We start from the raw sequence: 26,570 nt of genomic DNA, 5'->3' as shown, positions 1-26,570 counted from the left end.
TTAAGCGAGGCCGAGGGCCGCGACGGCCATGTCGATCGCCTTGATGCCGATGAAAGGCACGATGATGCCGCCGAGGCCGTAGACCAGCAGGTTGCGCGACAGCAGCGCACCGGCGCCGATCGGACGGTAGCGCACGCCCTTCAGAGACAGGGGGATCAGCGCGATGATGATCAATGCATTGAAGATGATCGCCGAGAGGATGGCGCTTTGCGGCGTCGACAGGCCCATGATGTTGAGCACGCCGAGCTGCGGATAGAAGGTCAGGAACATCGCCGGGATGATGGCGAAATATTTGGCGATGTCGTTGGCGATCGAAAAGGTCGTCAGCGCGCCGCGCGTCATCAGCAGCTGTTTGCCGATCTCGACGATTTCGATGAGCTTGGTCGGATCCGAGTCGAGGTCGACCATGTTGCCGGCCTCGCGGGCGGCGACCGTGCCGGTGTTCATGGCAACGCCGACATCGGCTTGGGCAAGGGCGGGGGCGTCATTGGTGCCGTCGCCGCACATGGCGACCAGTTTGCCCTTGGCCTGTTCCTCGCGCATCAGCGCCAGCTTCATCTCCGGGGTTGCCTGGGCGAGGAAATCGTCGACCCCGGCCTCGGCGGCGATGGCCGCTGCTGTCAGCGGGTTGTCGCCGGTGATCATCACGGTGCGGATGCCCATGCGGCGCAGCTCCGTGAAGCGTTCGCGGATGCCGCCCTTGACGATATCCTTCAGCTGGATGATGCCGAGCAGCCGGCCGTCGCGGGCGACGGCGAGCGGCGTGCCGCCCGACTTGGCGACCTCGTCGGCGATCGACTGCAGTTCGCGGACGACCTCGCCGCCATTCTTCGAGGGGGCATCGCCGGCGACATAGGCGAGTACGGTATCGACCGCGCCTTTGCGGATCGAGGCGCCTTCGAGATCGACGCCGCTCATGCGGGTCTGGGCCGTGAAGGGCACGAAACTCGCCTTGAGGCTCGCCATGTCGCGGCCGCGGATCGCATATTTTTCTTTGGCGAGCACGACGATGGAGCGGCCTTCCGGCGTTTCGTCGGCGAGCGAGGCGAGCTGGGCGGCATCGGCGAGATCCTGTTCGGAAACACCGCGCACCGGGCGGAAGCTCGTCGCCTGGCGGTTGCCGAGCGTGATCGTGCCCGTCTTATCGAGCAGCAGCGTATCGACGTCGCCGGCGGCTTCGACCGCACGGCCCGACATGGCGAGCACGTTGAAGCGGACCAGGCGGTCCATGCCGGCAATGCCGATCGCCGACAGCAGCGCGCCGATCGTCGTCGGAATCAGCGTGACGAAGAGGGCGACGAGAATGATGATCGGGATCGAGCCGCCGGCATAGATGGCAAAGCTCGGAATGGTCGCGGTGGCGAGCACGAAGATCAGCGTCATGCCGGCAAGCAGGATGTTGAGCGCGATCTCGTTCGGCGTCTTCTGGCGCTGCGCGCCCTCGACCAGCGAGATCATCCGGTCGAGGAAGGTGGAGCCGGCGGCCGCGGTGATGCGCACGCGGATCCAGTCGGACAACACCTGCGTCCCGCCTGTGACCGCCGAGCGATCACCGCCGGATTCGCGGATGACGGGGGCGGATTCGCCCGTGATCGCCGCTTCGTTGACGGAGGCAACGCCCTCGATGACCTCGCCGTCCGACGGGATGATGTCGCCGGCTTCGACGAGCACGATATCGCCGACCTTGAGGCTGGTGCCGGGCACCATGCGGTAATCGCTGCCATTATTGCCGGTCAGCAGCTTGGCCTGGGTCTCGGTGCGCGCCTTGCGCAGCGAATCCGCCTGCGCCTTGCCGCGGCCTTCGGCGACGGCTTCGGCGAAATTGGCGAAGAGCACGGTGAACCAGAGCCAGAGATTGATCTGGAAGGAAAAGCCGAGATTGCCGTTGCCGGCGATGAGATCGCGCAGGAAGAGCACGGTCGTCAGCACGGAAACCGTGGCCACGACAAACATGACCGGGTTTCTGGCAAGGGCGCGCGGGTCGAGCTTTTTGAAGGCGGCGCCCACGGCCGGAATGAGGATGCGAGAATCCATGATGCTCGCGGATTTTGCCTGGCTCATAAGAGACTCCAGCGTTGAAACGAGAATGGCGAAGGACCCCGGCGATGCAGGGTCGGGCATCGCCTCAGAAGGTTTGCCCGGCGATCGTGACCAGGTGTTCGACGACGGGGCCGAGCGCGAGCGCCGGGAAGAAGGTCAGGCCGCCGACGATCAGGATGGTGCCGACGAGCAGGCCGACGAAGAGCGGGCCGTCTGTCGGAAAGGTGCCTGCCGAGGCCGGAACCGACTTCTTGGCGATCAGCGAGCCGGCGATGGCGAGCGCCGGGATGATGACCAGGAAGCGGCCGGCGAGCATGCCGATGCCGAGCGTTACATTGTACCAGGGCGTATTGCCGGTCAGGCCGCCGAAAGCCGAGCCGTTGTTGGCCGCTGCGGAGGTATAGGCATAGAGGATTTCGGAGAAACCGTGCGGGCCGGCGGTCCCGACCGAGGCGACGGCGGAGGGCAGCACCGTGGCGATCGCGGTGAAGACCAGCATGGCGAGCGGCAGGCAGAGAATGGCGAGAACGGCCATCTTCATTTCCTTCGCCTCGATCTTCTTGCCGAGATATTCCGGGGTGCGGCCGACCATCAGGCCGGCAACGAAGACGGCGACGATGATGAAGAGCAGGATGCCGTAAAAACCCGCGCCGACACCGCCGACGATGACTTCGCCGAGCTGCATGTTGATCAGCGGGACGAGGCCGCCGAGAGCGGTGAACGAGCCGTGCATCGCATTGACCGCGCCGCAGGAGGCGGCCGTTGTGATGACCGCGAAGAGGGAGGACAGGGCGACACCGAAACGAACTTCCTTGCCTTCCATGTTGCCGCCCTCAAGTCCTAAGGCATGCATCAGCGGGTTGCCGGCGGCTTCCGCCCAATAGGTGATGGCGACGCCGGCAATGAAGAGAATGCCCATGGTGGCGAGGATCGCCCAGCCCTGGCGCTGGTTGCCGACCATGCGGCCGAAGACGTTGGTCAGGGCCGCGCCGATCGCGAAGATCGAGACCATCTGGATGAGGTTGGAGATCGCATCGGGGTTTTCAAACGGATGGGCGGAATTGGCGTTGAAGAAGCCGCCGCCATTGGTGCCGAGCATCTTGATTGCCAGCTGCGAGGCGACGGGTCCGACGGCGATCGTCTGCCGCGCGCCTTCGAGCGTCGTCGCATTGACATAGGGGCCGAGCGTCTGCGGAACGCCGAGATAGACGTAGACGAGCGTCAGCACGATCGAGATCGGCAGCAGCACATAAAGAGTTGCCCTGGTCATATCGACCCAGAAATTGCCGATGGCCTTGCCGGAGGCGCGCGAGAAGGCGCGGATGAAGGCGAGCGCGATGGCAATGCCCGTTGCCGCCGAAACGAAGTTCTGGACGGTGAGGCCGGCCATCTGGGTCAGGTAGGACATCGTGCTTTCGCCGCCGTAGTTTTGCCAGTTGGTATTGCTGACGAAGCTGACGGCGGTGTTGAAGGCAAGCTCGGGCGGGATCGCGGCCATGCCGGCCGGATTGTAGGGAAGACCGGCCTGCAGCCGCTGCAGCGCGTAAAGCGCGATGACGCCGATGAGGTTGAAGAGCAGCATGGCGAAGGCATAGGAGGTCCAATGCTGCTCCTCGCGCTCACCGGTGCCGGCGATGCGATAGAGCCCCCGTTCGATCGGAACGAGGACCGGTGACAGGAAAGTGCGCTCGCCGCTGAAGACGCGTGTCATATAGGCGCCGAGCGGTTTGACGAGCGCGAGGACGATCCCGCAGAAAAGCAGGATCTGAAGCCATCCGTTGAGGGTCATGGAATTAAACTTTCAATACCCGGCCGCGTGGGAGTCAGAAGCGTTCTGGGCGAAGGAGAGCATAGGTGAGGTAAACGGTGAGAAACACGGTCACGGCACCGCTCAGGACATAGTCCAGGGTCATCGTCGTTTCTCCGGCTAGAGCCTGTCGCAGGCTCTGGTGTAGGCAAAGCACAGCGCGAAGAATATGATCGCGGTGCCGAGCAGAATGATATCCATCATGATCGTGACTCCTGTTGTTCTTCTGGGAGTCAGACAAGACAAAGGGCGCCATTCCCTCGGGAAGGCCGCCTTTCATGCTTTCTGGCGTGGAGATGACCTTTCGATCTCTCGGGCATCAATATGGAGCCGGAGCGCATAAAGGTTCGAGACGGACGAGCGACCGTCAATATAAAAATCTTATAAATGCTTTTCAGCGAGCAATTTAGGGATCGACCCGGAACTGGTATTGGCCTTCGGCGCTGTGGCCGTCCATCGAGAGCACGCGCCAATCGATGGTATAGAGGCCGGGCGCCATGGAGGGATCGAGCGGGACCTTGAAGATGGATCCCTCAGGGCCGGAGAGAAACGGCTTGCCCGTGGGAAGCACCATGCCCTGGGCATCCATGAGGACGGCTGTCGAGCGGGCAAGATCGACCGGGCCGGTGAAGCTAAGCTCGAGATTGGCCGGCACCAGCTTTTCTTCCTGCTCCTGTGGCGGCAGCGATGCTTGTTCCAGCGCCGCAGACGCTTCACTTGCCGCGAAGAGAAGGGATGCGAACAGGCAGAATGACACGATCGACTTCATGATGGTCTTCCTTATCTTGCCGATCTGCATGGTGCCCCGGAGCCTTCATGCTTCCTTAGCGCCATGCCGGCGCACGGCTAATAACGCTGTCGGGGACGATTTCGATCCCTCGCCTCTGCGACAACGCGCATCGGCTGCGGCTGGCGGCTTTGCCAAAGCGCGGCGATCGGCTCCATAAGCCGATGCCAGAGGGCACGGAACGACCTTGATATCGTCGAGCCGTAAGGGCGGGTTAGGCCGGTATTCTTGCGATCGTACTTCATTTCTCTGGCTGTCCTCGTTGCCGCATATCTCGATTTGGTAATGTACTCTCCGGCGGCCCCGGGTGAAATCATACGGAGGTCTTGGACGGTGAATCTTTTGGATTATGGAAAATGGGCATTTCATCAACCATTGAGCAAAAGCTTGATTGGCGCGATTGAATTGCCGCCCCTTCCGGTCTTATAGTCAGGCCAGCGGCGCTCGATGAATCGTGGGCGCCACAGGGAAGGAAACCGATCATGACCAAAGTCCGTGCGCTGGTACTGGAGCGCCAGCATGAGCTTGCGCTTCGCGATATCGATCTGCCTCTGGAAACGGGACCGGGGCAGGTGAAGATCAGGATTCACACCGTCGGCGTCTGCGGCTCGGATGTGCACTACTACACCCACGGCAAGATCGGCCCCTTCATCGTCAACGCGCCGATGGTGCTCGGCCACGAAGCGGCCGGCACGGTGGTCGAGGTCGGGGCTGGCGTGACGCATCTGAAGGTCGGCGACCGCGTCTGCATGGAGCCCGGCATTCCCGATCCGAACTCCAAGGCAAGCCGGCTCGGCATGTATAATATCGATCCCGCCGTCACCTTCTGGGCGACGCCGCCGATCCATGGCGTGCTGACGTCGGAGGTCGTGCATCCCGCCAATTATACCTTCAAGCTGCCGGACAATGTCAGCTTTGCCGAAGGCGCGATGGTCGAGCCCTTCGCGGTCGGCATGCAGGCGGCGGCCAAGGCGAAGATCTCGCCGGGTGATACCGCCGTCGTTCTCGGCGCCGGGCCGATCGGCACGATGGTGGCGATTGCCGCCCTTGCCGGCGGTTGCGCCCGCGCGATCGTTGCAGACCTCGCCCAGCCGAAGCTCGATATATCAGCGCAATATCAGGGCGTCATTCCCGTCAACATCCGCGAGAAGAACCTGATCGAGGAAGTCGGCCGGCTCACCGATGGCTGGAGCGCCGACGTGGTTTTCGAATGCTCCGGCTCGCCGAAGGCATGGGAAACGATCATGGCGCTGCCGCGCCCGGGCGGCGTCATCGTTGCCGTCGGCCTGCCGGTCAACCCTGTCGGTTTCGACGTCTCGACCGCGACTACCAAGGAGATCCGCATCGAAACCGTGTTCCGTTATGCCCACCAGTATGAGCGCTCGATCGCTCTCCTGGCGTCGGGCCGCGTCGATCTGAAGCCGCTGATATCGGAGACCTTCAAATTCGAAGATTCGATCAAGGCTTTCGATCGCGCCGTCGAGGCGCGGCCGAGCGACGTGAAGCTGCAGATCGTGATGGAGTAGGACACGCCACTTCTATGAGTGGCCTGCACTGGGTCTCATCTTGTGAAAGGCATAAGCGGCGGCTGCGACGACAGCCGCGGCCGCGACCGCGATCAGCAGATGGCGGTGAAGCGGAAGGTGGCCCAATGTCTGCTGGATGCCGTGCCCGAACAAATAGCCGAGCGCGGTGAAAAGCTGTCCCCACAGCAGTGCGGCCAGGGCATTCAGAAAGACGAATTTTCCGGTCGATATCCGCGTGGTGCCGATGACGACAGGGCTGATGGTCCGCAAGCCCACCAAAAAACGAAAGGCCAGGATGAAGCCGGTCGGGTATTTTTCCAGAAGCCTGGTTGCGCGGGCGAGCGCCGGTTTTTCCATCAGCCGGCGGACGAGGGGCCATCGCGCGGCGTAGCGGCCGGCGAAGAACCAGAACTGATCGCCGGCGAAGGAGCCTGCGGTGGCCGCAAGCGACGCCGACCAATAGGTCAGCAGGTCGCGGTGAGCGACCACGCCGCCGAGAAAGGCGGCCGTTTCGCCTTCGAAGGCTGCGCCCAGGAAGATTGCCAGCAGGCCGTAATTCTCGATCAGCGCTTCGATAGACATGCCCGCCTCCAGTCGTCCCGAGATCAGGTCACGGCTGAACCGGCTTCAAATCCCCAAGCAGCGTCGGGATCAGTTCCGACACCGTCGGATGGATCGGCACCGACCATTGCAGCGTCGGATAGGTCGTTCCCGCATTCATCGCATCGATGAAGCCGTGGATCGCCTCGTCGCCCTCGATGCCAAGGATTGCCGCGCCGAGGATTTCCTTGGTCTCGGCGTCGGCGACCACCTTCATGAAGCCCTTGGTCTCGCCGCGTTCGTTGGCGCGGCCGACGCGGCTCATCGGCCGCGTCGAAACCATGATCCTGCGCCCCGAGGCGCGCGCCTGCTTCTCCGTCATGCCGACGCGGCCGAGCGGCGGATCGATATAAAGCGCGTAGGCCGGGATGCGGCTCGAGACCCTGCGGTCCTCGCCGTCGACGAGGTTGGCGGCGGCGATCTCATAATCATTGTAGGAGGTATGGGTGAAGGCGCCGTGGCCGTTGCAGTCGCCGAGCGCCCAGATGCCCTCCACATTGGTGGCGAGCCGCTCGTCGACCTTGATATAGCCGCGTTCGTCCGTGGCGACACCGGCGGCATCGAGGCCAAGATCGTCTGTGTTCGGCTTGCGTCCGGTAGCGATCAGCACATGGCTCGCATCGATCTTTGCGGCGCCGGCGGTGACGCTGACGCCGCTGCCGTTTCTGGCGAAGGCGATGTTGCCGGCATTGGTGTGAATGGCAATGCCCTCGGCCTGCAGAATATCGGCGATCGCATCCGATACATCCTCGTCTTCGCGCGATGCGAGCTTCGGCCCGTGTTCGACGACGCTGACCTCGGCGCCGAAGCGGCGATACATCTGCGCGAATTCCAGCCCGATATAGCTGCCGCCGATCACGGCGAGATGCCTTGGCAGCGTGTCGAGCCCTATGATCGAGGTGCTGGTGAGGTAATCGATATCGTCGATACCAGGCAGAGGGGGGATGACAGGCCGGGCGCCGACATTGAGGAAGATGCGCGGCGCAGTCAGCGTCTCGCCATTGACGCTGACGGTCTTCGCGCCTTCGAAACGGGCATGGCCTGAGATCACGGACATGCCGTCCATGCCGCCCAGCCAGCCGATCAGGCCGTTGCGGGCGTTCATGGTCACGGTCTCGGCGCGGGCCCTGACCACCTTCATGTCGATGGCGATCTCGCCCGGGATCTTCACGCCGTAGGCGGCGCCGGTCCGGGCGACATGGGCTGCCCGGGCGCTGGCGACCAGCGTTTTTGTCGGCATGCAGCCGGCATTGACGCAGGTGCCGCCGATGTACTTGCGCTCGATGAGCGCCACCTTCATGCCTTTCTCGACCATGCGGGCGGCAAGCGACGGGCCGGCCTGGCCGGCGCCGATGACAATGGCGTCGAAGCTTTTCATGCGACGGCCCCCACGATCAGCACCGCGCCGATGACGGCGACGGCATCCTCGATGAGAGCGGCCGGCAGATCCTTGCCGAAGGAGGCGGCAAGTCTGCCGCGCACGGCGGCCCCGCCATAGGTGCCGATGACGGCGCCGATCACGCCGGCAATCAGCCCGCCCGAGAGCAGGCTGCTGGCCGCGCCGATCGTCGCCCCGGAGAGCGCGCCCATGATGATGCGGGCGCCGAACTGCACCGGCACCTTGCGCGACGGCGTGGACGGCAGCTGATCGGTGATGAATTCGACGACGGCGAGGATAGTGAAGACCCACGGCGTCCACTGATAACCCATGAAGGCAAGCGGCGTTTGCGAGACATCGAACCAGCCGAGCGCCGCACCCCAGGCGACGGCGGCCGGCGCCGTCATGGCGCGAAGGCCTGCGATGACACCGATCAGCAATGCAAGAAGCAGAAACATGCACGATCCCCCTCTTTGCCGGCTTTGTGCCGCGAGAGGGAAGGTTGCACATTGTCAGGCACGTGGCAATTCGCCTTGCCTGGCGGGCCGGTTAGTTCGCAAAGGCGGCGATGCCGGTGATGGCGCGGCCGATGATCAGGGCGTGGATGTCGTGCGTACCCTCATAGGTGTTGACCACTTCGAGGTTGACGAGATGGCGGGCGATGCCGAATTCGTCGGAAATGCCGTTGCCGCCGAGCATGTCGCGGGCCGCACGCGCGATCTCCAGCGCCTTGCCACAGCTGTTGCGCTTGAGGATCGAGGTCAGCTCCACCGGCGGATGGCCTTCCTCCTTCATGCGGCCGAGCCGCAGGCAGCCCTGCAGGCCGAGCGAGATTTCCGCCGCCATGTCGGCGAGCTTCTTCTGGATGAGCTGATTGGCGGCGAGCGGCCGGCCGAACTGCTTGCGCTCGAGCGTATATTGCCGCGCCCTGGCGTAACAATCCTCGGCCGCGCCGAGCGCGCCCCAAGCAATGCCAAAGCGGGCCGAGTTGAGGCAGGTGAAAGGCCCCTTGAGGCCGGTGACGCCGGGCAGCAGGTTTTCCTCGGGCACGAAGACCCCGTCCATCACCACTTCGCCTGTGATCGAGGCGCGCAGGCCCACCTTGCCGTGGATGGCGGGTGCCGAAAGGCCTTTCCAGCCCTTTTCGAGGATGAAGCCGCGAATGAGACCGTCCTCGGTCTTTGCCCAGAGGACAAAGACATCGGCGATCGGCGCGTTCGATATCCAGGTCTTCGAACCGGTGAGGCTGTAGCCGCCGTCGACCTTTTTGGCGCGTGTCGCCATCGAGCCGGGGTCGGAGCCATGATCGGGCTCGGTCAGGCCGAAGCAGCCGATCCATTCGCCGGTCGCAAGCTTCGGCAGGTATTTCAGCTTTTGCGCCTCGGACCCGAAACTGTCGATCGGCAGCATGACGAGCGAGGACTGCACGCTCATCATCGAGCGATAGCCGCTGTCGATCCGTTCGACTTCGCGGGCGATCAGGCCATAGGCGACATAGCCGAGGCCGGCGCCGCCGTAATCGGGCGAGATCGTCGGGCCGAGCAGGCCGAGTGCGCCCATTTCGCGGAAGATTTCAGGATCAGTCTTTTCATTGCGGAAGGCGTCGAGAACGCGGGGAGCGAGCTTCTCCTGCGCGTAGGAATGGGCGGTCGCCTGCACCATGCGCTCTTCGTCGGTGAGCTGCTCCGCCAGCCGGAAGGGGTCGGTCCAGTCGAAAACCTCGCGCGTATGCTGCATGGCGGCGTCTCCTCACCCTTGCATTCAGGCTTGCCTCGTCAGGTTCGGGATAGACCTGACAGCCGATCGCGTCAACCGAGGGTGATCCGGCGAAAAGACGGCCGCTTCATCTTTTCAAAAGCGGCGGCATGATCCACTTTGCGCCCGTTCGATTCTGCAAAGAGGAGGCGGAAATGTCGTCAAGCGATCTGTTCGTATCGGCCGAAGGCGCCGATTGGGTCAATCCCGAGCCCGGCGTCACCAGGCGCATCATGACCTATCTGCCCGAGATGATGATGGTGGAAGTGGCTTTCGAAAGCGGCGCCGTCGGTGCTGCCCATTCGCATCCGCACATCCAGGCAAGTTATGTGGCGGAAGGCAGTTTCGAAGTGACGATCGACGGCCGGACCGAGGTGCTCCGCCAGGGCGGCAGCTTCATCGTGCCCCCCAATCTCATCCACGGCGTCAAGGCGCTGGAAAAGGGCCGGCTGATCGATACGTTCACGCCGCACCGGGCCGAGTTCCTCAAATAGCCGGATTTCGGCCTCCGGCCGCTGGGCCGGCGGCGGTGACATAGGGCGGCACGAAACGGGCATCCTCGCCGCGGACCGCCTCGCGCAGGAAGTCGATGACGGCGCGCACGCGCGGCGCTTGTTTCAGGTCTCGGTGGCAGGTGATCCAGTAGTGCCGCTTGAGGTCGATCTCCTCGGGCAGCACGCGCACCAGCTCGGGATAACGGCTGGCGAAGAAATAGGGCAGGATGCAGAGGCCGAGACCGTTCCGGGTGGCGGTGAGCTGCGCGAAGATGCTGGAACTCTGGAACTGCGGCTTGATGCGCGGATGCACATCGCTCAAGTAATCCAGGCCCGGCGCGAAGATCATCTCCTCGATATAGCTGACGAAGGGATGGCCGAGCAGGTCCTCCCGGCAGGTGATCTCAGGCGCTTTTGCGAGATAGTCGCGCGAACCGTAGATCTGCAGGTGGTAGTCGGTCAGCTTCTCGGCAAAATAAGGTCCGCCCTTCGGTTCGTCGAGCACGACGGAAAGATCGGCCTCCTTGCGCGACAGCGACATGATCTGCTGGATCGTCACCAGCTCCAGCGACAGATGCGGATGCTGGGCGGCAAAGCGCGGCAGCACGCTCGCAAAGAAGAAGTTGGCAAAACCCTCCGGCGCGCTGAGCCGCACGAGCCCGCGCTGCGCCATCGAGCCGTCGGCAAGATCGGCGCGCAGCCGCTCGGTCTCCTGCTCCATCCGCTCGGCCGTCTCGATGAAACGCGTACCCATGGCGGTCAGCACGTAACCGCGCGGATTGCGCTCGAAGAGCTTGACCTTGAGGGCAAATTCCAGCCGGTCGATGCGGCGCGAAACGGTGGCATGGCTGGAGCGCAGCTGACGGGCCGCCGTCGAAAGCTGCCCGGTGCGGGCAACGGCTAGAAAAAACTGAAGATCGTCCCAAGTAAACTGCGGTGGGTTGTTCATCGCGATCCCTGTCTGTTCAAAAACGAACAGATACTGTTTGGAATTAGTTGTAAACCACCCGTTGCTTCAAGGCGGAATTTCCTTGATCGTAAGCTGAGGGTCGGCCGCTCTGAGGAGTGCGGCTGGCCAAATCTGAACAGATCCGTAAGCTGGCTCATCTCTGGGAGGAGAGAATATGCGAAAGAATCTCATTGCATCGGTTGCATTTCTGCTTGCAAGCAGCACGGCGGTGTTTGCGCAGAGCGCGACCGACGGCAAGGTCAAGATCGGCATTCTCAACGATCAGTCGGGTGTCTATGCCGACTTCGGCGGCAAGTCCTCCGTCGAAGCCGCCAAGATGGCGGTCGAGGATTTCGGCGGCAAGGTGCTCGACGTTCCGGTCGAGATCGTCGATGCCGACCACCAGAACAAGCCGGATATCGCATCGAACATCGCCCGCCAGTGGTATGACACCGAGCAGGTCGATGCGATCATGGAACTGACGACCTCGTCGGTGGCGCTCGCCGTGCAGGCGATCGGCAAGGAAAAGAAGAAGATCGACATCGTCACCGGTGCTGCGACGACCGATCTCACCGGCAAGGCCTGCTCGCCCTACGGCTTCCATTGGGCTTACGACACGCATGCGCTGGCCGTCGGCACCGGCGGCGCGCTCGTCAAGCAAGGCGGCGACAGCTGGTTCTTCCTGACCGCCGACTATGCCTTCGGCTACTCCCTGGAACAGCAGACCAGCGATTACGTCAAGTCGAGCGGCGGCACGGTCGTCGGCTCGGTTCGCCATCCGCTGTCGACGCAGGATTTCTCGTCCTTCCTGCTGCAGGCGCAATCCTCGGGCGCCAAGGTGATCGGCCTTGCCAATGCCGGCCTCGACACCTCGAACGCCATCAAGCAGGCGGCCGAATTCGGCATCACCCAGGGCGGCCAGCATCTGGCGGCGCTGCTCTTCACGCTGGCCGAAGTCCATGGACTCGGCCTCGAAGCGGCTCAAGGACTGACGCTGACGGAAGGTTTTTATTGGAACCGCGACGACGAGAGCCGCGCCTTCGCCAAGAAATTCTTCGACCGCACCGGCAAGATGCCGAACATGATCCATGCCGGCACCTATTCGGCGGTGACGCAATATTTGAAGGCGGTGCAGAAGGCCGGCACCGACGAAACGGAGGCGGTCGCCAAGCAGCTACATGAAATGCCGGTCGACGACGTCTTCGGCCGCGGCGGCACGGTTGGCGCCAACGGCCGCATGATCCACGACATGTACCTGCTGCAGGTCAAAAAGCCTTCCGAAAGCAAGGAGCCGTGGGATTACTTCAACGTGCTCGCCACCATTCCCGGCAAGGAAGCCTATATCGATCCCGCCAAGAGCGGCTGCGATCTGGTGAAGTAAGCAAATGGCGGTTTCCGCGATTGAACCTCAGGCGAAGCCGCGGGTGGTCCTGTCCGCCCGCGGCCTGCGCCGCGATTTTGGCGGCTTCACGGCCGTCAAGAATGTCGATCTCGACGTGCATGATGCCAGCGTGCATGCGCTGATCGGCCCGAACGGCGCCGGCAAGACGACGGTCTTCAACCTGCTGACGAAGTTCCTGCAGCCGACGGCGGGCACGATCACCCTGATGGGGACAGACATCACTGGAACCGCACCCGACCGGGTGGCCCGCATGGGGCTGGTGCGCTCCTTCCAGATCTCGGCGGTCTTCCCGCACCTCTCCGTTCTCGACAATGTGCGCGTGGCGCTGCAGCGTCCGAACAACCTCTCCACCCAATTCTGGCGGCCGCTGTCGGCGCTCGACCGGTTGAACGAACGCGCCGAGCAGCTGCTTGCCAGCGTTGGGCTGTCCAAGGAGCGCGATCATATCGCCGCCGACCTTTCCTACGGCCGCAAGCGCGTGTTGGAGATCGCCACGACGCTGGCGCTGGACCCGAAGGTGCTGCTTCTCGACGAACCGATGGCCGGCATGGGCCATGAGGATGTCGGCGTCGTCTCGTCGATCATCCGCGACGTCGCCCGCGACCGGGCGGTGCTGATGGTCGAGCACAATCTCTCCGTCGTCGCCAATATCTGCCAGCATGTCACCGTGCTGCAGCGCGGCGAAATTCTCGCCGAGGGCGATTATGCCACCGTCAGCCAGGACGAGCGCGTGCGCGAGGCCTATATGGGCACGGAGGAGCATTGATGGCCGCTCTTCTCGAAGTTCAGGGCCTCAACGCCTGGTATGGCGAAAGCCACATATTGCATGGAGTCGACATGCATGTCGGCGAAGGCGAGACGATCACCATTCTCGGCCGCAACGGCGTCGGCAAGACGACGACGCTTCGCACCATCACCGGCATCGTGCGCGCTCGCAAGGGCAGGATCAGCTTCGCCGGCAGCGACATGATCCAGGTGCCGCTGCACAAGACGGCGCATCGCGGCATCGGCTTCGTGCCGGAGGAGCGCGGCATCTTTTCGACGCTCACCGTGTCGGAAAACCTGCTGCTGCCGCCCGTGGTGGCGGATGGCGGCATGACGCTCGATGAGATCTACGAGCTCTTTCCCAATCTCTATGAGCGCCGCGGCAGCCCGGGCACCAAGCTTTCCGGCGGCGAGCAGCAGATGCTGGCGATCGCCCGCATCCTGCGCACCGGCGTCAGGCTGCTCATTCTCGACGAACCGACGGAAGGGCTTGCCCCCGTTATCGTCCAGCGCATCGGCGACGTGCTGAAGAAACTCAAGGAGCGCGGCATGACAATCCTGCTCGTCGAGCAGAACTTCCGTTTCGCCAGCCGTATTGCCGATCGCTTCTATCTGATGGATCATGGGCAGATGGTGTCGGAATTCCCGGTCGGCGAACTGCCGCAGCGCATGCATACGCTGCACAAGGTTCTGGGAGTGTGACCAGATGACGATGATCTTCGGCATTCCCCTGCAGGCGCTGCTCGGCCAGCTCTTGATCGGCCTGATCAACGGCTCCTTCTATGCGCTGCTGAGCCTCGGCCTTGCCATCATTTTCGGCCTGCTTCGGGTGATCAACTTCGCCCATGGCGCACAATATATGCTCGGCGCTTTTGCCGCCTATCTGCTCTTGACCTATGCCGGCATCGGCTACTGGCCGTCGCTGATCCTGGCGCCCGTCATCGTCGGTCTTGCCGGCGCGGTCATCGAGCGGCTGTTTCTGCGCCGGCTCTACGATCTCGATCCGCTCTACGGCCTGCTCTTCACCTTCGGGCTGGCGCTCGCCGTCGAAGGCACCTTCCGCTATCTCTACGGCTCGTCCGGCCAGCCCTATGCAACGCCGCCCGCCCTTGCCGGCGGGGCCAATCTCGGCTTCATGTTCCTGCCGATCTATCGCGGCTGGGTGGTCATCGTCTCGCTCGTCGTCTGCCTCGGCACATGGCTGCTGATCGAGAAGACCAAGCTCGGCGCCTATCTCAGGGCCGCCACGGAGAATGCCGTGCTGGTGCAGGTCTTCGGCGTCAACGTGCCGATGCTCCTGACCTTCACCTATGCGCTCGGCGCCGGCCTCGCGGCCTTTGCCGGCGTGCTGGCCGCGCCGATCTACCAGGTCTCGCCGCTGATGGGCTCGAACATGATCATCGTCGTCTTCGCCGTGGTCGTGGTCGGCGGCATGGGGTCGATCATGGGCGCGATCGTGACCGGTTATGTGCTCGGCATTGCCGAGGGCCTGACCAAGGTCTTCTATCCCGAAGCCTCAAACACCGTGATCTTCGTCATCATGGCGATCGTGCTTCTCATCAGGCCCGCGGGCCTCTTCGGTCGGGATGCTTGACATGGCTGACATCACCGAAACCATCCGAACGGAAAAAAGCCGGACCGCCTTTTCGGTGCAGGCGGGCTTCCTGCTTGCCGGGCTGGTGTTCCTGCTGCTGGCGCCGTTCTTCTTCTATCCGATCTTCCTGATGAAGCTGCTCTGCTTCGCGCTCTTTGCCTGTGCCTTCAATCTGCTGCTCGGCTATACCGGCCTGCTTTCCTTCGGCCATGCCACCTTCTTCGGGGGGGCGGCCTATTTCACCGCCTATACGGTGAAATCATGGGGGCTGCCGCCGGAACTCGGCATCCTGGTCGGCGTGGCGGGCGCGGCATTCCTCGGGCTGGTCATGGGCTTCTTCGCCATCCGGCGCCAGGGCATCTATTTCGCGATGATCACGCTGGCCTTGTCGCAGATGTTCTTTTTCTTCTGCCTGCAGGCGAAGTTCACCGAAGGCGAGGACGGGATCCAGTCGGTGCCGCGCGGCCATCTCTTCGGTTTCATCGACCTGAGCAACTCGACCAACATGTATTATTTCGTGCTGGCCGTCTTCCTCATCGGCATCCTGATCATCTGGCGTTTCATCAATTCGCCGTTCGGCATGATCCTGAAATCGATCCGTGAAAACGAGAACCGCGCCACCTCGCTCGGCTACTCCGTGGCGCGCTACAAGCTCGGCGCCTTCGTCATGTCGGCAGCGCTTGCGGGGCTGGCGGGCGCGATGAAATCGCTCGTCTTCCAGTTCGCGACCCTGACCGACGTCGCCTGGCAGATGTCGGGCGAGGTGATCCTGATGACGCTGCTCGGCGGGATCGGCACGCTGGTCGGGCCGCTCTTCGGCGCGGGGCTCGTGGTGGCGCTGCAAAATTACCTCGCCACGTCGGAATTCCCGGTGACGATCATCACCGGCGTCGTCTTCATGATCTGCGTGCTGATCTTCCGCCGCGGCATCATCGGCGAATTCTACGCTTCGCGGCTCGGGCGGAAACTGGGCTTCGTCTATCGCCGCTGAACGGGCGGACCTCTCTTTCCCAGGGCGATTTCCTTCCCGGCGAAGAGATGGCGGCGGCAATGCGACTCTCCCTCTCCCCGTTCCGCGGGGAGAGGGAAGCGGGAGGCATCTGGGGCTTCGTGCAGGGCACATGGATCGTTACGACTATATCATCATCGGGGCAGGCAGCGCCGGCTGCGTGCTTGCCAACCGGCTTTCCGCCGACGGCAGGAGCAGGGTGCTGCTGCTCGAAGCCGGCGGCAAGGACAATTACCACTGGATCCATATTCCGGTCGGCTATCTCTACTGCATCAACAATCCGCGCACCGACTGGTGTTTCACCACCGCGCCGGAAGCGGGATTGAACGGCCGGGCGCTGAGTTATCCGCGCGGCAAGGTGCTCGGCGGCTGCTCGTCGATCAACGGCATGATCTACATGCGCGGTCAGGCGCGCGACTATGATCTCTGGCGGCAGATGGGCTGCACCGGCTGGGGCTGGGACGATGTTCTGCCGTTCTTTCGCAAGTCCGAGGATTTCTATCGCGGCGAAGACGAGATGCATGGCGCCGGCGGCGAATGGCGCATCGAGAAGGCGCGCGTGCGCTGGGCCGTGCTCGACGCCTTCCAGCAGGCGGCGAAGGAGGCCGGCATTCCGGAGACGGCGGATTTCAACCGCGGCAGCAACGAAGGTTCCGGCTATTTCGACGTCAACCAGCGTTCCGGCATTCGCTGGAACACCTCCAAGGCCTTCCTGCGCCCGGCGATCAGACGCCGCAATCTGACGGTTCTGATCAAGGCCCAGGTCCGGCGGCTGCTGGTGGAAGAAGGAGCCGTCGCCGGCGTCGAGTTCCAGCATAATGGCATGGCCAAACGCGCCTATGCTGCCCGGGAAACCGTCCTGTCCGCCGGTGCGATCGGTTCGCCGCATATTCTTGAACTTTCCGGCATCGGCAAAGGCGAGGTGCTGCGGCAGGCGGGTGTCGATGTCGTTGCCGAGGTGAAGGGCATTGGCGAGAACCTGCAGGATCACCTACAGCTGCGCCTGGCCTACAAGGTGACGGGCGTTCCGACGCTGAACGAGAAGGCGACGAAGCTGATCGGCAAGGCGGCGATCGGGCTCGAATATCTCGTTCGCCGCTCCGGGCCGATGGCGATGGCGCCGAGCCAGCTCGGCATCTTCACGCGCTCCGGTCCGGACCGTGAAACACCTGATCTGCAATATCACGTTCAGCCGGTATCGCTGGAGAAGTTCGGCGATCCCGTCCATCCTTTCCCGGCGATCACCGCGAGCGTGTGCAATCTGAGGCCGGAGAGCCGGGGTTCGGTGCACCTGTCGAGCCCGGATTTTGCCGCGCAGCCGACGATCAGCCCGAAATACCTCTCGACGCAGCGTGATCGTGACATAGCTGTCCGTTCCATAAGGTTGACGCGCAAGATCGTCGCGCAGCCTTCCTTCGCAAGGTTCCGGCCGGAGGAATTCAAGCCCGGCCCCGACTATCAGACCGAGGCCGATCTGGCGCGGGCGGCGGGCGATATCGGCACGACGATCTTCCATCCCGTCGGTACCTGCCGCATGGGCGCCGATCGGGAGAGCGTCGTCGATCCCCGGCTGAGACTCAGGGCGCTCGGCAAGCTCAGGATCGCCGATGCCTCGGTGATGCCGTCGATCACCTCGGGCAACACCAATTCGCCGACGATCATGATCGCCGAAAAGGCGGCGGCGATGATCCTCGAAGACAACCGATAGGAGAAGACCATGGCAAGGATCGCATTCATCGGGCTTGGCAACATGGGTGGGCCGATGGCGGCCAACCTCGTCAAGGCGGGTCACGAGGTGCTCGGCTTCGATCTCGCGGCCTCGGTGCTGAAGGCGGCCGAAGAGAGTGGCGTCAAGCCGGCAAGCCATGTCAGCCAGGCGGTCAAGGATACGGAGATCGTCATATCGATGCTGCCGCAGGGCAAGCACGTGCTGACGGCCTGGAGCGATATCCTGCAGACCGCGGCGCAGGGCACGCTTGTTATCGATTGCTCGACCATCGATGTCGAGAGCAGCCGCAAGGCGCATGAGATGGCCAGGGCCGCAGGCTGCCTGTCGCTCGACGCGCCCGTCTCCGGCGGCACGGGCGGGGCTGCCGCCGGCACGCTCACTTTCATGGCGGGCGGCTCGGACGAGGCTTTCGCCAGGGCAAAACCGATCCTCGAAGGCATGGGCAAGAAGATCGTCCATTGCGGCCAGGCGGGCGCCGGCCAGGCGGCGAAGATCTGCAACAACATGATCTTAGGCATTTCGATGGTCGGCGTCTGCGAGGCCTTCGTGCTCGCCGAAAAACTCGGCCTCTCGCATCAGGCGCTGTTCGACGTCGCCTCCACCTCGTCAGGCCAGTGCTGGTCGATCAATACCTATTGCCCGGTGCCCGGCCCGGTGCCGACCTCGCCGGCCAACAACGACTACAAGCCGGGTTTTGCCGCCGCACTGATGCTGAAGGATCTCAGGCTTTCGCAGGAAGCGGCGCTGGCGAGCGGCGCCTCAACGCCGATGGGCGCGGAGGCGGCCCAGCTTTTTGGGCTCTTCGAAAAGCAGGGCAATGGCGGACGGGATTTCTCCGCCATCATCGAGATGTTCCGCGAAAAGAAGTAGACGGTGCTCGCTACTCTCGCCCGCTCGAACGCGACAGCAGCCAGATGAAATAGGGGCCGCCAATCAGGGCGGCGAAGAGACCGACCGGCACCTGGTAGGGATAGATGACGACGCGCGACAGCCAGTCCGCCGCCGTCAGCACGCCGGCGCCGAAGATGAGGCTCGCCGCAAGCTGGTGGCCCGGCGCGCGGAAGCCGGCAAGACGTGCGAGATGCGGCGCAATGAGGCCGGTGAGGCTGAGCGGGCCGACGAGGAACGAGGCGATCGCCGTCATCAGCGCAGCGAGGATGGCGAGCACAAGACGGCTTGAACCGACGCGAAGACCGAGGGCGCGGCTGGAGACAGCGCCAAGCGGCAGCATCGTCAGCCAGCGGCTGAGGAAAGGCAGAGGCGCGGTCAGCACGACGAGCGAGATCACCGCCGTCCAGGCTTCGAAGGCGCCGGCGCGGTTGGTCGAACCGGACAGCCAGGTGAGCAGGATATAGCCGCGCATATCGCCCTGGGCGAGCACCATGGTCACGATCGCCATGGCGAAGGCACCGATGCCGACACCGGCCAGCAGCATGCGCTCCGGCGAAAATTGCGCGCGGGCGGAAATGGCGATCATCGCGAGGAAAGCCGCCAATGCGCCGATCGCCATCGCCAAGAGCATGATGACGGGAGAGGGGAAGCCGAAAAGGAAGAGCGCAACGGTCAGGCCTGCCCCGGCACCGCCGCTGACGCCAAGCACCTCGGGGCTGGCGATGGGATTGCCGGTCATGCGCTGCATGATGAAGCCAGCGGCCGCCAGCATGGCGCCGGCGGCTGCGGCCACGATCGTCCGCGGCAACCGGAAGGGCAGGAGGTCACTCAGAAGCGCGCCGGTCGCGACATGCCAGCCGTCATCGGCCGGGCCGAAGGTCAGGACGACGGCGAAAAGCAGGGCGAGGGCCACGAAAAGCACTGCAAGGGTTTGGAGCGGCTTCGTGAGCCTTTTCAAGGCTGCGGCAGACTGGGTGGCAACGGTCGAAATGGAATGCACGCGCGGCAGCAGGAGGAGCAGCAGCGGCCCGCCGAGCAGAGCGGTCGCGGCTCCGGTCGGGGCGAGATCGGTAAAGCCCGGGCCAAGGATCTGGGTCAGGCAATCGGTTAGGAAGAGCAGGCCGGCGCCGGTCAGCGGTGCCATGATCATCAGCCTCTCCGTGCTGCGCGCGCCTGAGAATCTTGCGATTGTGGGAGCGGCAAGGCCGAGGAAGCCGATGATGCCGACCTCCGATGTCACAGAGGCGGCAAGCCAAACGGCAAGGGCGACGATCGCCAGTCGGGTCGAATGCAGGGCAAGACCGAGGCTTCTCGCGCCGCTATCGTCGAGCGCGAGGATCCGCAGCGGCCGCACCAGCAGCAGGGCGGCCGCAAAGCCGAGGACAAGCCGTGGGCCAAGCGAGAGCACGCTGTTCCAATCCTGCTGGCTGAGCGAGCCGGCGCCCCAGATATAGATCGACATGGCATATTCGCCGCGCGCCAGGATGAGCGTGACGCTGAGCGCCGAGGCGATCAGGCTGACGATCAGGCCGGAAAGCGCGACGGTCACCGGATCGAGCCCGCGGCGCCAACTGAGAGCCAGCACGAGGGCGATCGCCGCGAGTCCGCCGCCAAAGGCGGTCATCTCGCGCGACAATCCCATGAGCAGGGGCGAGACGCTCATGGCCGCCGTCATCGCCAATTCCGCGCCGGAGGCAATGCCGAGCGTGGAGGCATCGGCAATCGGGTTGCGTAGCACGCGTTGCAGCAAAGCGCCGGAAAGGCCGAGGGCGGCGCCGGCGATCAGGGCCAGCGCAGCGCGGGGCATGATGCCGCTCCAGAGCAGCGCGCCGGTCAGCACGGCTGCGTCGGCATCCTGGTGCGGCAGTTGCGGGCGCGTCAAGATCAGGAGTACAAAGGCAGCGATGCAGAGCATGGCGAGTATCATGCCCGGCATGTTGACGCTTGGTGTCGGCCGGACGCGGCTAACCATTCCATGCATGGGCAAGCCCCTCCGCCAGGAGATCGGCAAAGCGGCCGGCGGCCGGCAGCGCGCCATAGGGATTGACCGCGCCAAGTGTCAGTACCCGTTTTTCGCGCACGGCCGGCAAGGCATTCCAGAAGCTGCTCGCCGAAAGTGTCACGACCGCATCAGCCGGATGCGGGGCGATCATGACGATCCAGGCATCGGGCATCGACGCCAATGCCTCGATGCCGACGGGCGCTGCTGCCGAATAGCTGGTCGCACCCTGCCAGGCATTGGTGAGGCCGACGCGCCTCAGCACTTCGCCGAACATGCTGTCGGAGCCGAAGACACGGAAGTGCCTGGCATCGCCGAGGTTGATCGGGATCACCGGACGGCCGTCACCGGCAGCAAAAATAGACCGGTAACGGTCGAGCCGGGCTGAAAGCTCCTCGGTCAGCCGTTTGGCGGCGGGAAGCTGCAGGCGCTCGCCGATCGCCAGCGTGACCTGTTCGGCCAGCGCGAAGGGACTTTCGCCTGACTTGTAGATCGCATGGCTTTCGACCGGCGCGATCGGGCGCATGCGATCATCCGCCCAGGCATAAAAGTTCGAATTGAAGATCAGGTCCGGCCGCGAAAGCCTCAGCACCTCGAAATTCGGTGTGCCGCGAAGGCCGAGATCGGCTGTTGTTACCGGCACCTCAGGCGTGACGGCCACTTCGCGGAATTGCCGCAGTTCGGTTGCCGCCACGACGTTGGCGCCGATTGCCAGCAGGGTTTCCAGCAGAGCCCAGTCGAGCGTTGCGACGCGTACCTTCTCCGCCGCCCGCATAGGCGAGGGGACGGAGAGCGAGGCCGCCGCACCGGCCAGAAACTGCCTGCGGGAGAAAAAAGCCATGACCTACAACAGATAGCTGACCGGCTCGTTTCGAACCGGATGCGGGAAGACGCCCATGCCGACGCCGAAAATCGATCGCAGCTTGTCGGCCTGCATGATCTCGGCGGGCGTGCCCTCGGCAGTGATCCGGCCGCGATTGAGCGCGACGATCGCGTCGCAGTAGCGCGCGGCAAGATTGATGTCGTGCAGCACGATGACGACGGTCAGCCCGCGTTCGTGGCTGAGTTCCTGCACCAGCGAGAGGACGCTTGCCTGGTGGGCGAGGTCGAGCGCCGATGTCGGCTCGTCGAGCAGCAGGCAGCGGGCGTCCTGGGCAAGCATCATGGCGATCCAGGCACGCTGGCGCTCGCCGCCGGACATGTTGGCCGCGAGACGATCGGCGAAATCCTCGAGTTCGGTGCGGGTGATCGCCTCCTCGACCATCTTGCGATCCGTCGCCGTGAAGCGGCCCAGCGTGCCGTGCCAAGGGAAACGTCCGAGGGCGATAAGCTCCCGTACCGTCATCCCGTCCGTCGCCGGCGTGAATTGCGGCATATAGGCGACGTGCCGGGCGAATTCCCGGGCGCCCCAGTCGGCCGCCGGCTTGCCGCCGAAGGCGATGGCCCCGGATTTGGGGGCGATCTGCCGGGCGATGATCTTCAGCAGCGTGCTCTTGCCGGAACCGTTCGGACCGACCAGCCCGTAGATGCGGCCGCGCTCGAGCGTCAGGTCGATGCCGGACAGAATGGTTTTCGGCCCGATGGCATAGTCGATTCCCGACAGGGCAAGGAAAGGCGAAGGCATGGTCTGCTCCAGATTCGGCGCTGCAAATGGGTTCGGGAGGGCAAGCCCTCCCTTTCCCCGCAGGTTCCTGCAAAACTAAACTCACATTGTCAACTTACCACTTTCTGCTGAGCTTGAAGGTGACGGTGCGGGCATCGCCGTAACCGCAGACGGTCAAGCCGCCGCAGCCCTTGACATATTCCTTGTCGAAAATGTTCGTGACGTTGAGCGAGGCGCCCCAATCCTCCCGCTCATAGCGGATCGCGGCATCGACGAGGGTTGCGGCCGGCACCTTCTCGGTATTGGCCTCATCGGCCCAGGACCAGCCCTGATGGCGCACGCCGGCGCCGAAGCTCATGCCTTCGAAGGCACCGGTCGTCAGCGTGTATTCGACCCAGAGGGAGGCGGTCACCTTCGGCACGATATAGGGTGAATTGCCGACGAGGGCCGGGTTGGCCTCGTTCTCGGTCACTTCCATGTCCGTATAGGCAAGCGAGGCGAGAACCTTCCAGTTCTCGTTGATGTTGACCTTGCCTTCCAGTTCGGCGCCGCGCGAGACGACTTCGCCGAGCTGGCTCTGGGCGAAGGTCGCCGGATTGGTGACGGTGTTGTTGCGCTTGGTGATGTGGAAAACCGACGCGGTCAGCGAGCCGTCGATGAAGCTCGGCTCATATTTGATGCCGCCTTCGAACTGTTCGCCTTCCTCGGGCTTCAGAGCGCCTGATACACCGGTGCCGATCAGCGGGTTGAAGAAGGTCGCGGCGCTGACATAGGGCGTCAGGCCGTTGTCGAATTCATAGGCAAGGCCGATGCGTCCGCTGAGCGCGCTGTCATTGGTGCTGTAGGTCGTGCCGATCACGGCATCCTGGTTGATGTCGACATAATCGTAGCGGCCGTTCAGCGTCAGCAGCCAGCCGTCACCGAAATGCATGCGGTCCTGGGCATAGACGCCGATCTGGTTCTTGGTGATGACATTGTCGGCATAGACGAAATTAGCGCCTTGCGTCGTGCCGTAGACGGGATCGGTGGCGCTGATCGGATTGGAGCCGCAGCAGGCCTGCCAATTGTCGAGACGGTAATAGGTGTAATCAAGCCCGACGAGAAGATTGTGTGTGGCGCCGCCGATGTCGGTTTCGCCTTCGAGCCGGTTGTCGATCGAGAAAGCATCGACGCCCGAGCGGCCCTCGAAACCGATGCGCGCTAGCTGATAGTCCGGACCCGTCGGAACACCGCCGACCCAGCCATTCAGGTAGGGACCGATTTCATGCTTGTCGAGCCGGCCGTAGCGGGCGCTCTGCGAGAACTTGATACCGTTGTCGAATTCATGCTCGAATTCGTAGCCGATCATCTTCTGCACATAGCTGCCGTCGTCGAGGTCGGGTTCGCCATAAAAGGCGTCGCGGTCGATCTTGCCGAACGGCGCATCCTCGACCGTGCCGACATAGGGGAAGAAGCCGTTGCCGGTATGCACCTGATCAAGGCCGGCGAGGCTGCCCCAGACCGTCAGGCTCGTGGCGTCATCCGGTGAAATCGTCAGCTGCGGCATGATGAAGCCGCGCAGATCCTCGGAAAAATCCGAATAATTGTCGCCGCCCGCAACCTTGCCGGTGATGCGGTAGCTCATCGTTCCGCTGGAGCCGATCTTGTCGGAGACATCGAAGCCGGTGAAGGCGTTGCCGTTGCTGTTGATGCCGATCTCCGTGTAGAAGAGCGGCTCGTCGAGCGGGCGTTTGCGAACGAGGTTGACGATGCCGCCGGGATTGGCGCCGCCGTAAAGCACGGAAGCCGGGCCCTTCAACACCTCGACGCGCTCGAGCATGAACGGATCGAGCTGGAAGCCGCCGAAGCCGTAGCTGAAAAGCGTCAGATTGTCGAAGAAGACGCCCGTCTGGCCGGCGTCGAAGCCGCGGATGTAGAACCAGTCGGTGTCGGCGTCATTGCCAAAGGGCTGCGAGGTGACACCCGGCGTATAAAGCAGCGCCTCGTCGATCTTGTTGGTGATGCCGCGATCGTCCATTTCCTCTGTGCCGACCACCGATACGGATTGCGGGATTTCGTTGAGCGGCGTGTCGCTCTTCGAGCCGGCGGAGGATTTCTTGGCGACATAACCTTTGACAGGGCTGGTTGCGGTGTCGCCGCTGCCCTGAATGACGATCGGTTCGAGCTCGGTCGACGTCGCGTCCTGTGCCGAGACGGAACCCGCCATCAGGCCGGCGACCGCAACGCCTGCCAACAAACTTGCCTTGAAAACGGGACCCCTGGTCTGCCCACGCATGTCTTATCTACCCCACTCATGCCGCGACGCTGACGCGCGGCGACGCCTTGAATAAGATGAGTGCTTAACTCAGTTTTATCGGGTGGGCTTGTCGCAATCGGGGAAAATTGAACGTTTTTGGGCAATTCTCCGCGTCGCAAATAATTGCCCAGGAGGCGTTGCAATCAGGCAACTTGTGCCTTTTTCCAGCTCGCTGGCGTGGTGCCGACATGCTTGCGGAAAACGCGGGTGAAATGGGCCTGATCGGCAAAGCCGGTTTCGGCGGCGATCGCGGTCAAGGCATATTCGCTCTCGACGAGCAGCCGCTTGGCCCTGCTCAGCCGGGCATTGGTCTGCCATTGATGAGGAGCGACGCCGGTCGAGGCCTTGAAGGCATGGCTGAAATGCGATTGCGACAGGCCGGTCAGGCTGGCAAGTTCTTCGAGGCGGATATTGCGCAGGCAATTCTCCTCGATGAAATCGGTCGCGCGGCGAAGCTGCCAGGAGGCCAGCTTGCTGCGTTTGCGCGGCATGGCCTTGGAAAGCTTGAGAACGTCGATGATCAGCGCCAGCGCGAGGCCGTCGCCATAGAGAGCGTGCAGCGGCTCCGGATTGAGGCATTCGCGGGCGACCAGCTGCGCCAGCGCCAGCACCCGGTCATCGGAAAAGAGAAGCTGCGGGCTTTCCAGGCGGCGCGGATCGATATCCTCCATCAGCCTGCGGCTGATGGTGTCGGCATCGAAATGGAGGTCGAGATGGCGCACCGAATGCACGTCGGTCAGATCGGCCCAGACTTCCATGCCGGCCGGTACATAGGAGATCGGCCGCTTTTCCGTGTCCTGAACGGCGCCCTGGGCCTTCGGCGAGAGCTTGATGCGCGAATTGCCCGGTCCGCGCTGGTCGAGCATGATGAAGAGCCGGGGATCTCGCGAGACATAGTAGCCGCCGGCATAAGCGGCGCACTCCACGTCCCAGACATCGGCGACGATGCCGTTCCACAGGCGGCGATGCACGCCGCCTATGACCGAAAAGCCCTGGATCTTGTTCTGCATCCGCGGTTGAAACGTCATTTGCATTTCCGCCCCCGGCCATGCGCCGGGAGTAAACCTTCAATTAACACTCAAGTTTATTACAATAGGCGGAAGCGGATGACAATCACCAAATCCGGCGGTGAACCGCCGGTGAATCAGGTCTTCGACACCGAGAAACGCAGTCCGATGTCGCCGAGCAGAATGTCGATTTCGCCGGGCTCGGCCAGCTCGATGGCGCCGCTCAGGGTACCGGTCGTGATCAATGCGCCCGTACTGAGCGATGTCTGCGGGCGCAGCCCGTCATTGGCGTAATCGACGAGCCAGGTCAGCACGTCGCCCTTCGGATGCTGCGCCGGGCCATCATAGATGGTGCGGCCGGCATGGGTGACCTTGAGCGGCGTGCCTCCGGCGGTATCGACAAGGCTTTTGTCGACCTTCGGGCCGAGCACATAGCCGCTATTGCCGAGCCGGTCGGCGAGAAACAACAGGAAGGAAACGCCGCCGCTTTCCTTGACGGCGCTGACCAGCAGCTCGGCGCCGAGATAGACCGCGGAAATCGCCTCGACCACTTCGGCACGGCTGTAGGGGACGCCTTGCCGGATCGGCAGGTCCTTGCCGAGGCGAACGGCGATCTCCGTCTCGAATTTCAGGCCCGGATACCAGGGAATGCTCGCATCCGAGACGGCTTCGACATAGGGATGCAAAGGGGCGGTGACTGCTTGGCCCTGCGGGGAGACCGTCACCTTCCAGGCATTGCTGGAAATACCGTCCGCCGCTGCCAGAAAGTTCTGCGCTTCCATCGCCTGGTGCAGATCGGCCGGCAGCGCGAAGGTGCCCGTTTCCTCCTGCCGGCCGGCCTGGTGCAGGCTGTGAAGCCTGGATGCGAGACCGCGCGGATCGAATGTCTCTGTCATGATAACTCCTCGAATGATTTTCGAGGTGCACACTAACCGCAAG

24 protein-coding genes are annotated in these 26,570 nt (G+C 63.4%); 9 read left to right on the top strand and 15 right to left on the bottom strand.

The features are described from left to right. The 4 genes from kdpB to ATY76_RS10205 form a co-directional block, all read right to left on the bottom strand. A complete protein-coding gene (gene kdpB / locus ATY76_RS10225) occupies positions 1–2,061 on the bottom strand; it encodes a potassium-transporting ATPase subunit KdpB (RefSeq protein WP_088674650.1) in 2,061 nt (686 codons plus the stop codon). Between the two features lie 64 nt (positions 2,062–2,125). Continuing rightward, a complete protein-coding gene (kdpA, locus tag ATY76_RS10220; RefSeq protein WP_088674649.1) occupies positions 2,126–3,829 on the bottom strand; it encodes a potassium-transporting ATPase subunit KdpA in 1,704 nt (567 codons plus the stop codon). Positions 3,830–3,863: 34 nt separating this feature from the next. After that, positions 3,864–3,953, bottom strand: coding sequence for a K(+)-transporting ATPase subunit F (locus tag ATY76_RS10215; RefSeq protein WP_003547774.1), 90 nt, complete (start codon positions 3,951–3,953; stop codon positions 3,864–3,866). Between the two features lie 300 nt (positions 3,954–4,253). Continuing rightward, a complete protein-coding gene (locus ATY76_RS10205) occupies positions 4,254–4,616 on the bottom strand; it encodes a copper resistance protein CopC (protein ID WP_088674734.1) in 363 nt (120 codons plus the stop codon). Between the two features lie 500 nt (positions 4,617–5,116). On the opposite strand from ATY76_RS10205, the gene ATY76_RS10195 reads away from it, so the two are divergent. Beyond that, positions 5,117–6,160 carry an NAD(P)-dependent alcohol dehydrogenase gene (locus ATY76_RS10195; RefSeq protein ID WP_088674647.1) on the top strand — a complete coding sequence of 348 codons (1,044 nt, stop codon included), beginning with the start codon at positions 5,117–5,119 and terminating at the stop codon, positions 6,158–6,160. Between the two features lie 12 nt (positions 6,161–6,172). On the opposite strand, the gene ATY76_RS10190 is transcribed toward ATY76_RS10195, so the two are convergent. From ATY76_RS10190 to ATY76_RS10175, 4 genes are all read right to left on the bottom strand, one after another. After that, positions 6,173–6,742 (bottom strand): DedA family protein, encoded by a 570-nt coding sequence (locus tag ATY76_RS10190; protein WP_088674646.1) that lies wholly within the window; start codon positions 6,740–6,742, stop codon positions 6,173–6,175. 28 nt (positions 6,743–6,770) lie between these two features. Continuing rightward, a complete protein-coding gene (locus ATY76_RS10185) occupies positions 6,771–8,138 on the bottom strand; it encodes an FAD-containing oxidoreductase (protein WP_088674645.1) in 1,368 nt (455 codons plus the stop codon). Continuing rightward, positions 8,135–8,596, bottom strand: coding sequence for a DUF4126 family protein (locus ATY76_RS10180; protein ID WP_088674644.1), 462 nt, complete (start codon positions 8,594–8,596; stop codon positions 8,135–8,137). The genes ATY76_RS10185 and ATY76_RS10180 overlap by 4 nt, the downstream gene beginning before the upstream one ends. A gap of 91 nt (positions 8,597–8,687) precedes the next feature. Next, complete coding sequence (locus ATY76_RS10175; protein ID WP_088674643.1) at positions 8,688–9,875, bottom strand: acyl-CoA dehydrogenase; 1,188 nt, start codon at positions 9,873–9,875, stop codon at positions 8,688–8,690. Between the two features lie 173 nt (positions 9,876–10,048). Between ATY76_RS10175 and ATY76_RS10170 the strand changes: the two genes are divergently transcribed. Further along, on the top strand, positions 10,049–10,387 hold the full coding sequence (locus ATY76_RS10170) for a cupin domain-containing protein (protein ID WP_088674733.1): 339 nt from the start codon (positions 10,049–10,051) through the stop codon (positions 10,385–10,387). Here ATY76_RS10170 and ATY76_RS10165 read toward each other — a convergent pair. After that, complete coding sequence (locus ATY76_RS10165) at positions 10,380–11,336, bottom strand: LysR family transcriptional regulator (RefSeq protein ID WP_088674642.1); 957 nt, start codon at positions 11,334–11,336, stop codon at positions 10,380–10,382. The two genes, ATY76_RS10170 and ATY76_RS10165, sit on opposite strands and share 8 nt — an antisense overlap. Before the next feature lie 175 nt (positions 11,337–11,511). Between ATY76_RS10165 and ATY76_RS10160 the strand changes: the two genes are divergently transcribed. The 7 genes from ATY76_RS10160 to mmsB all read left to right on the top strand — a co-directional run bounded on the left by ATY76_RS10160 (position 11,512) and on the right by mmsB (position 18,705). Continuing rightward, positions 11,512–12,717, top strand: coding sequence for an ABC transporter substrate-binding protein (locus ATY76_RS10160; RefSeq protein WP_088674641.1), 1,206 nt, complete (start codon positions 11,512–11,514; stop codon positions 12,715–12,717). A gap of 4 nt (positions 12,718–12,721) precedes the next feature. Next, positions 12,722–13,504: an ABC transporter ATP-binding protein gene (locus ATY76_RS10155; RefSeq protein WP_088674640.1), complete on the top strand. Its 783-nt coding sequence runs from the start codon at positions 12,722–12,724 to the stop codon at positions 13,502–13,504. After that, complete coding sequence (locus ATY76_RS10150) at positions 13,504–14,205, top strand: ABC transporter ATP-binding protein (protein ID WP_088674639.1); 702 nt, start codon at positions 13,504–13,506, stop codon at positions 14,203–14,205. Before ATY76_RS10155 ends, ATY76_RS10150 begins: the two co-directional genes overlap by 1 nt. Positions 14,206–14,209: 4 nt before the next feature. After that, on the top strand, positions 14,210–15,097 hold the full coding sequence (locus ATY76_RS10145) for a branched-chain amino acid ABC transporter permease (protein ID WP_088674638.1): 888 nt from the start codon (positions 14,210–14,212) through the stop codon (positions 15,095–15,097). A 1-nt stretch (position 15,098) separates the two neighbouring features. Continuing rightward, a complete protein-coding gene (locus ATY76_RS10140; RefSeq protein ID WP_088674637.1) occupies positions 15,099–16,088 on the top strand; it encodes a branched-chain amino acid ABC transporter permease in 990 nt (329 codons plus the stop codon). Between the two features lie 130 nt (positions 16,089–16,218). Beyond that, positions 16,219–17,814 (top strand): GMC family oxidoreductase N-terminal domain-containing protein, encoded by a 1,596-nt coding sequence (locus tag ATY76_RS10135; RefSeq protein WP_088674636.1) that lies wholly within the window; start codon positions 16,219–16,221, stop codon positions 17,812–17,814. A gap of 9 nt (positions 17,815–17,823) precedes the next feature. After that, positions 17,824–18,705, top strand: a complete 882-nt coding sequence (gene mmsB / locus ATY76_RS10130) for a 3-hydroxyisobutyrate dehydrogenase (RefSeq protein ID WP_088674635.1) — start codon at positions 17,824–17,826, stop codon at positions 18,703–18,705. A gap of 10 nt (positions 18,706–18,715) precedes the next feature. Here mmsB and fhuB read toward each other — a convergent pair whose 3' ends face one another. From fhuB to ATY76_RS10100, 6 genes are all read right to left on the bottom strand, one after another. Beyond that, positions 18,716–20,698, bottom strand: a complete 1,983-nt coding sequence (fhuB, locus tag ATY76_RS10125; protein ID WP_088674634.1) for a Fe(3+)-hydroxamate ABC transporter permease FhuB — start codon at positions 20,696–20,698, stop codon at positions 18,716–18,718. Next, positions 20,691–21,566: an ABC transporter substrate-binding protein gene (locus ATY76_RS10120; protein WP_088674633.1), complete on the bottom strand. Its 876-nt coding sequence runs from the start codon at positions 21,564–21,566 to the stop codon at positions 20,691–20,693. Before ATY76_RS10120 ends, fhuB begins: the two co-directional genes overlap by 8 nt. Before the next feature lie 3 nt (positions 21,567–21,569). After that, the gene (locus tag ATY76_RS10115; protein WP_088674632.1) at positions 21,570–22,349 is read right to left on the bottom strand and encodes an ATP-binding cassette domain-containing protein; all 780 of its coding nucleotides are present in this window, start codon (positions 22,347–22,349) and stop codon (positions 21,570–21,572) included. A 94-nt stretch (positions 22,350–22,443) separates the two neighbouring features. Beyond that, positions 22,444–24,603, bottom strand: a complete 2,160-nt coding sequence (locus tag ATY76_RS10110; RefSeq protein ID WP_088674631.1) for a TonB-dependent siderophore receptor — start codon at positions 24,601–24,603, stop codon at positions 22,444–22,446. 164 nt (positions 24,604–24,767) lie between these two features. Further along, entirely contained in the window at positions 24,768–25,652 is an 885-nt protein-coding gene (locus ATY76_RS10105) for an AraC family transcriptional regulator (protein WP_088674630.1), read from the bottom strand. A 116-nt stretch (positions 25,653–25,768) separates the two neighbouring features. Continuing rightward, complete coding sequence (locus ATY76_RS10100; protein WP_088674629.1) at positions 25,769–26,527, bottom strand: fumarylacetoacetate hydrolase family protein; 759 nt, start codon at positions 26,525–26,527, stop codon at positions 25,769–25,771. Positions 26,528–26,570: the final 43 nt, after the last annotated feature.

This window comes from Rhizobium sp. R339, assembly GCF_002211395.1.
Lineage (GTDB): Bacteria > Pseudomonadota > Alphaproteobacteria > Rhizobiales > Rhizobiaceae > Rhizobium.
The sequence above is the reverse complement of the archived record's forward strand: the minus strand, read 5'-3'. Positions and strand labels throughout refer to the sequence as shown.

Bases quoted from the DNA above. Each gene is read 5' to 3' on its own strand.
- kdpB (WP_088674650.1), bottom strand. From the start codon at position 2,061: ATGAGCCAGGCAAAATCCGCGAGCATCATGGATTCTCGCATCCTCATT.
- kdpA (WP_088674649.1), bottom strand. From the start codon at position 3,829: ATGACCCTCAACGGATGGCTTCAGATCCTGCTTTTCTGCGGGATCGTC.
- ATY76_RS10215 (WP_003547774.1), bottom strand. From the start codon at position 3,953: ATGACCCTGGACTATGTCCTGAGCGGTGCCGTGACCGTGTTTCTCACC.
- ATY76_RS10205 (WP_088674734.1), bottom strand. From the start codon at position 4,616: ATGAAGTCGATCGTGTCATTCTGCCTGTTCGCATCCCTTCTCTTCGCG.
- ATY76_RS10195 (WP_088674647.1), top strand. From the start codon at position 5,117: ATGACCAAAGTCCGTGCGCTGGTACTGGAGCGCCAGCATGAGCTTGCG.
- ATY76_RS10190 (WP_088674646.1), bottom strand. From the start codon at position 6,742: ATGTCTATCGAAGCGCTGATCGAGAATTACGGCCTGCTGGCAATCTTC.
- ATY76_RS10185 (WP_088674645.1), bottom strand. From the start codon at position 8,138: ATGAAAAGCTTCGACGCCATTGTCATCGGCGCCGGCCAGGCCGGCCCG.
- ATY76_RS10180 (WP_088674644.1), bottom strand. From the start codon at position 8,596: ATGTTTCTGCTTCTTGCATTGCTGATCGGTGTCATCGCAGGCCTTCGC.
- ATY76_RS10175 (WP_088674643.1), bottom strand. From the start codon at position 9,875: ATGCAGCATACGCGCGAGGTTTTCGACTGGACCGACCCCTTCCGGCTG.
- ATY76_RS10170 (WP_088674733.1), top strand. From the start codon at position 10,049: ATGTCGTCAAGCGATCTGTTCGTATCGGCCGAAGGCGCCGATTGGGTC.
- ATY76_RS10165 (WP_088674642.1), bottom strand. From the start codon at position 11,336: ATGAACAACCCACCGCAGTTTACTTGGGACGATCTTCAGTTTTTTCTA.
- ATY76_RS10160 (WP_088674641.1), top strand. From the start codon at position 11,512: ATGCGAAAGAATCTCATTGCATCGGTTGCATTTCTGCTTGCAAGCAGC.
- ATY76_RS10155 (WP_088674640.1), top strand. From the start codon at position 12,722: ATGGCGGTTTCCGCGATTGAACCTCAGGCGAAGCCGCGGGTGGTCCTG.
- ATY76_RS10150 (WP_088674639.1), top strand. From the start codon at position 13,504: ATGGCCGCTCTTCTCGAAGTTCAGGGCCTCAACGCCTGGTATGGCGAA.
- ATY76_RS10145 (WP_088674638.1), top strand. From the start codon at position 14,210: ATGACGATGATCTTCGGCATTCCCCTGCAGGCGCTGCTCGGCCAGCTC.
- ATY76_RS10140 (WP_088674637.1), top strand. From the start codon at position 15,099: ATGGCTGACATCACCGAAACCATCCGAACGGAAAAAAGCCGGACCGCC.
- ATY76_RS10135 (WP_088674636.1), top strand. From the start codon at position 16,219: ATGGATCGTTACGACTATATCATCATCGGGGCAGGCAGCGCCGGCTGC.
- mmsB (WP_088674635.1), top strand. From the start codon at position 17,824: ATGGCAAGGATCGCATTCATCGGGCTTGGCAACATGGGTGGGCCGATG.
- fhuB (WP_088674634.1), bottom strand. From the start codon at position 20,698: ATGGTTAGCCGCGTCCGGCCGACACCAAGCGTCAACATGCCGGGCATG.
- ATY76_RS10120 (WP_088674633.1), bottom strand. From the start codon at position 21,566: ATGGCTTTTTTCTCCCGCAGGCAGTTTCTGGCCGGTGCGGCGGCCTCG.
- ATY76_RS10115 (WP_088674632.1), bottom strand. From the start codon at position 22,349: ATGCCTTCGCCTTTCCTTGCCCTGTCGGGAATCGACTATGCCATCGGG.
- ATY76_RS10110 (WP_088674631.1), bottom strand. From the start codon at position 24,603: ATGCGTGGGCAGACCAGGGGTCCCGTTTTCAAGGCAAGTTTGTTGGCA.
- ATY76_RS10105 (WP_088674630.1), bottom strand. From the start codon at position 25,652: ATGACGTTTCAACCGCGGATGCAGAACAAGATCCAGGGCTTTTCGGTC.
- ATY76_RS10100 (WP_088674629.1), bottom strand. From the start codon at position 26,527: ATGACAGAGACATTCGATCCGCGCGGTCTCGCATCCAGGCTTCACAGC.